This is a genomic window from Faecalibacillus sp. TM498, assembly GCF_020589955.1.
Taxonomy (GTDB): Bacteria; Bacillota_I; Bacilli_A; order Erysipelotrichales; family Coprobacillaceae; genus Faecalibacillus; species Faecalibacillus intestinalis.
In genome coordinates this window covers 1-3479 of record NZ_JAJDKB010000095.1, presented here as the reverse complement: position 1 = coordinate 3479, position 3479 = coordinate 1, and the positions used below count along the sequence as shown (strand labels likewise).

The following is a 3479-nucleotide window of genomic DNA, read 5'->3' as shown; positions in this document are numbered from 1 at the left end:
AAGTGCTTGAAAGTATAGTGTTTATGCGGATAATCGCAAATTAGATATAAAATTTTATTTAAATTTTTGTATTTTTCATTTAGTTCTATAAAATGTTTATAATTTATAAACGGACTCCAAATTCCTTTATGTTTACTATTTATTCCAAATGATTTTAATAACCATTTAGACACAAAGCCCTTTGTATCAACTAAATTCCAATCACCAAACATTTCAGACTCAATTTTTCTATATGTATCTCCATTTATTAAGTAGGATTCTAACAGCTTCTTTTCATTAAATTCCAAACCATTAATAATTACTTCATCTTCTAATTCAACATTCGGCATGATACTAAATAAACCATTATTCATACTGCCATACTTTTCCAATCTTTCTGTTCTATTACCTTTACGATTATATTCTTCAATAATTGGTAATTTATCATCATTTTCTATCAAGAAAGAAATGAATTCCATGCTGTTTGGAGATAGCGTATACCTCTTATAAATATTATCTTTCGAAAATTCTATTTCTTCAATTAACCCCGTGCTTAAAAATGCGTTAATCCAAATATCAAAATGATTGATTATATATTTTGGAGTTCTAGATGTCTTATTTCTATCATTTAGTATATTCATAGCAATTTGATAAACATCTGAATTTTTTCTAATCTCAGTTAAGTGCTCTTGATAATCATAACAATCTATCCAACACTCACTTTCATTTTCTTGTTTTAATAAATTCAACACTTTCAATAATATTATGAACGGACGTATTACTTCTGAAGATTCGTCATATTTATGTTCTTTTTTGATAAGTTGTAATATCATCATTTCTTGAAAATCAATTTTTTTATTAATATATGCTCTTGCAACATCAGTAATTGCAAAAGTACTTTTCAAAAGTCCGTAAGCTTTTAATACAGTTGCTGTTGATCGTTCATAACGATCTGGTGTAGTAATAACTCCCAAAGAAACAGCTTTATTTAATCCTTCCTCTTTTGACAAAATGCCTTGCTCTATTTCATCAATACAAGATAATAATTTAATGGTTCTTTCAGCATTAGCCAAACTCATATTATATGCTCTATCTATATCCCATTGTTTTGCTTTTATAGCCGCCATACTTTCTCTCCTAAATATCAAATACCCCTGTATAAATAATACCCGGCACTAAATGTATAAAGATATCAGATACAATTGAATTACCTGCTTGTTTATACATTTGTGTATCTGAAACAACTTGCTTAAATTCATCACCAAATCCCATTAATCTCAAACATTCACGAGGTGTCAACCTTCTTAGTTTTCCATTAATAGTCACATAATTATCAACTCCAGCTCTGTGCATCTTATGCATTGTAGCCAATAATGGTCTTGCTATTTTTAAATCCGTTTTGGGAACAGTAACATAATTTTTTGTTCCTACAGACATTACATGCTTTACAACTTTCTCAGATAAAAAATACTTATCATCTACAACACCTGGATCATCTATAATATTTCCATATTTGAAACTACCCGGTTTACATTTTTCTTCCAAAAAGTCTTGCATAGTATATTGAAGTTCTATAGCATTAGGAAATTCAAATCTATTTGCATATTTCTCATCTTTAAATCCTACAACAAATAATCTATTTCTATTTTGTGGAATACCAAAATCTTTTGAATTTAAAACTTTAAAGCTATAATGATAACCTAAAGTATCAAAAATACTAGATATAATTTCCCACGTATTTCCTTTATCGTGCTTTAATAACCCTTGAACATTTTCATATATAAACACTTTTGGTTGAACTTCATCAACTAATCTAGCATATTCATAAAATAATGTTCCTCTAGCATCTTCCAATCCTCTTTGATATCCCATCATTGAAAATGATTGGCATGGAGAACCTCCCACTAAAATATCTACTTTACCTTTATATTTATTACCATCTAATATACAAACATTGTAATGAAAATTCTCATCTTTGATATCGTAGTTAGCTTTATATGATTTTTCGACATAGTTTGTTTTCTTTATATTTGAGTAACATGTATCTTCAAACTCTTTCATTTTTAAAACTGTTTTGCACTCTTTTGATTTAACCAGTAATTCATCTGTATTTGCATCTACTAAATCTACATCACCATTATCACAAGCAAAAATAATCTCATGATCAATATTCATTCTCCTTAATGCCCACTCAAATGATCCAATACCACTAAATAAAGTTCCAACCCTAATTTTCTTTATAGACATTATTTTTCAAACACTCCTGTCTTAATAACACCGTTTATTATACTTTCTAACACATTTACAACTATAGAATTACCCGCTTGTCGATACATTTGTTGATCAGGAACTACAATTTTAAATTTATCAGAAAAACCCATTAACCGTAAACATTCCCTAGGGGTTAATTTTCTAGCAACACCATACTCACCATTAAATTCACCATGATATACCCTACTTGGAAAAATTCTTGTCGGATTAGATTCAAAAATCATATCTCCACACCAATTAAATTGTTGATTTGCAGCTTGAGTTCTAGCAATTTTACTATTTATTGATACTCTTTTTTTCAGACTTAAAGGTTTTGTTATCCATTTAAATCCTTTTTCACCATGATAATACTTATCATCAACATATTCTTCCAAAAAATCTTTAACTTCTACATCCAATTCTTTAGTTTCTAATACTATATCATTAGGATCAATACCTAAAGAATTTTTAAATCCTATAACAAATATCCTTGTTCTATTTTGTGGTATCCCAAAATCTGTTGCTTTTAATGAATATAATTTCCATGAATAATTTAAAGAATCAAAAATTTCTGATATAACTTTCCACGTATTTCCTTTATCGTGATTTAACATTCCTGGAACATTTTCATATATAAATACTTTAGGTTGCATTTCATCTACAAGTCGTGCATATTCATAAAATAAAGTTCCTCTAGTATCCTCTAATCCAAGTCTTTTACCACTGATTGAAAATGATTGACATGGTGAGCCACCAATAAACAAATCTATCTTATCTTTAAATGGTTTACCATTTAAAAACCGAATATCTTCGCTCCATCTATCTTCATCAATATCATAATTTGCAAAATAACTTTTCTTAACATAATTTTCCTTTTTTAGATTATTATACAGCTCTTTCACATAATTATTGATCATTACATTTTTTTTTGCTGCTTGTTCAGTTATTTCTTCTTGTGAATAAGGTAATTCTCTTTCGCCATTGTCACAAGCAAACATAATTTCATATTTGATATGCTGTTTTATTAAAGCTTGCTCTGGTGCTCCAATCCCGGAAAACACCGTAGCTATCGATAATTTTTTCAACTTTTATCCCCCTATATTAATATCAAATATGATATTAATCCAAATAATACTAGTTCATTCTAGCATAAAAATTGCAAAAAAAGGAGATGTTTTTACAAGAAAGAAATATCTTCTAAAGTGAAAAGTTAAATTCCACTTTAGATATGACAAAGTGGATTTTAGTCT

At 28.3% G+C, this 3479-nt stretch carries 2 protein-coding genes and 1 pseudogene; all 3 read right to left on the bottom strand.

What is annotated here, in order from left to right:
- A pseudogene (locus LJD32_RS14655) lies at positions 1–1106 on the bottom strand (hypothetical protein); the annotation flags it as partial.
- Between the two features lie 10 nt (positions 1107–1116).
- The gene (locus LJD32_RS14650; RefSeq protein WP_227392776.1) at positions 1117–2226 is read right to left on the bottom strand and encodes a DNA cytosine methyltransferase; all 1110 of its coding nucleotides are present in this window, start codon (positions 2224–2226) and stop codon (positions 1117–1119) included.
- Positions 2226–3314 carry a DNA cytosine methyltransferase gene (locus tag LJD32_RS14645; RefSeq protein WP_227392775.1) on the bottom strand — a complete coding sequence of 363 codons (1089 nt, stop codon included), beginning with the start codon at positions 3312–3314 and terminating at the stop codon, positions 2226–2228. Before LJD32_RS14645 ends, LJD32_RS14650 begins: the two co-directional genes overlap by 1 nt.
- Positions 3315–3479 lie beyond the last annotated feature (165 nt).